The organism is Streptomyces misionensis, from assembly GCF_007896895.1.
Classification (GTDB): domain Bacteria; phylum Actinomycetota; class Actinomycetes; order Streptomycetales; family Streptomycetaceae; genus Streptomyces; species Streptomyces misionensis_A.
The window spans coordinates 1-1,765 of record NZ_VOGW01000083.1 but is presented as its reverse complement, the minus strand read 5'-3'; the positions used below and the strand labels follow the sequence as shown (position 1 = coordinate 1,765).

At 72.4% G+C, this 1,765-nt stretch carries 2 protein-coding genes and 1 pseudogene; 1 reads left to right on the top strand and 2 read right to left on the bottom strand.

Annotation, left to right across the window (positions count from 1 at the left end):
• Positions 1–339 precede the first annotated feature (339 nt).
• Positions 340–777: a TIGR03618 family F420-dependent PPOX class oxidoreductase gene (locus FRZ03_RS14175; RefSeq protein ID WP_146465509.1), complete on the top strand. Its 438-nt coding sequence runs from the start codon at positions 340–342 to the stop codon at positions 775–777.
• Between the two features lie 163 nt (positions 778–940).
• Here the strand turns inward: FRZ03_RS14175 and FRZ03_RS14170 are convergent, their stop codons facing one another.
• Both FRZ03_RS14170 and FRZ03_RS39100 read right to left on the bottom strand, forming a co-directional pair.
• Positions 941–1,492, bottom strand: coding sequence for a CpXC domain-containing protein (locus tag FRZ03_RS14170; RefSeq protein WP_146465508.1), 552 nt, complete (start codon positions 1,490–1,492; stop codon positions 941–943).
• Positions 1,493–1,501: 9 nt separating this feature from the next.
• Positions 1,502–1,765, bottom strand: a pseudogene (locus FRZ03_RS39100) (hypothetical protein); the annotation flags it as partial.

Here is a 1,765-nt window from a genome sequence, read left to right as displayed (position 1 = left end):
CGTCCGGCGTCACCGTGGCCACGAACCAGAAGTTCGGCGCCTCCAGCCGCCTGCGCACCTGCTCGGTCAACCGCTCCGCCATGGCCGCACCTTTCCTTGATCGTCAACGGTCCGGCCACTCTTTCACGCGGTCGCCGGCTCGCCGGGGCAGCGGCCTCCGAACGGCACCATCCACGCGAACAGCGCGGGTGGCGCGCCGGGGCCGTTCCATGTGGCGGAATCGTGTCGGAAACCCGCGCTGTTCGCGTGGATGGTGCCGTTCGGAGGCCGCTGCCCCGGCGAGCCGGCGACCGCGTGAAAGAGTGGCCGGACCGTTGACGATCAAGGAAAGGTGCGGCCATGGCGGAGCGGTTGACCGAGCAGGTGCGCAGGCGGCTGGAGGCGCCGAACTTCTGGTTCGTGGCCACGGTGACGCCGGACGGCGCGCCGCATGTGACGCCGATGTGGGTGGGACTGGAGGACGGGCTGATCGCCTTCAACACCTCGGTGGGCCGGATCAAGGAGGAGAACCTCCGCAGGGACCCGCGCGTCCACCTCTCCCACATCGACGCCGAAAGCCCCTACGACCGGGTGCAGATCTCCGGCCGTGCGGTGCGCTTCGTGACGGGCGAGGAGGCCGAGCGCGGCATGGACCGGCTGACCCGCAAGTACCTGGGCCTGGACGGCTACCCCTGGCTGATCGAGGGCGAGCAGCGGGTGCACGTCCTGGTCGAGCCGGAGCGGGTGCGCCACATCGTCGGCGTCGAGCCGTTCCGGCCGGGGATCATCCCCTCCTGAGGCCTCCTGAATCCCCTTGAGCCCCTTCCTGAGTCCCTCTTGAGTCCCTCCTGAAGGGGCCCGCTCGCCGCGCCGTCCCGCGGGGCCGCGCTCGCGTGCGTATCGGTGTGGTGAAGGTGCGGCGAAGCGGCGGGGCGGCCCTTGTCGCCGGGGTCGGCTTTGGTCAGACTCGTCCTGAACGTTCGCGGCCGCCGCGGACTGGTCCGCCGCGGCCGATGTCGCCGCGGAGGAAGTACCGGTAGTTCGTCACCGTCGGCGCCCCGTGCTCGGCCAGTTCCCGGCACGCCGCCTCGGGGTCGGCCAGGTCCCGCTCCACATCGCAGCTCAGCGCGAACGGCAGCAGCCGGCGCGGAAGCCGGACGACCTGTCCGCCGAACCGGCCGGCGGCGAAGGCCCCGGCGAGCCGCGCCTGTTCGACGAGTTCGGCCACGGTCGCGGTGGCGTCCTCGTGAAGCTGCGCCACGGAGGTGGCGAACAGCGTGGGCACGACCGCCCCGGCACGCAGCACCAGCACGGGGGCCTCGACATACGCCCGCGTCCCGCAGCCGGGACACGCCACCTGGCACAGACCGGCCCCGAACCCGTCCGGTCCCGTACGGCTCGACAGCACATCGGGGCGTTCGCGGCTGTCGACGACGCGCCACACCGGGGCCTCGCACCGCCTCCCGCACTCCTCACAGGTCCAGGCGTAGGGCGCCCGCACGGACACGGACACGGCCGTCCCCTACTTGCCGCCGGTGAGATGGGCGATCAGCGCCGCGAGCACCCGCCCGAGCGCGGCGTCCTTCAGGGCCCGTTTGCGCACGGTCAGACTCCACCGCCCGCCCTCGTCCCGCTTGACCACGACCTCCGTCTGCACCACCGAGACGGCGAGCACCGCGACCGACACGCTCACCGGGTCGAACCGCTCCATGGGCGAGCGGACGTACTCGACGGCCTCGCCGACGGTGCCGGCCAAGTCCTCCCGCGCGGCGGCGTATTCCAGCAC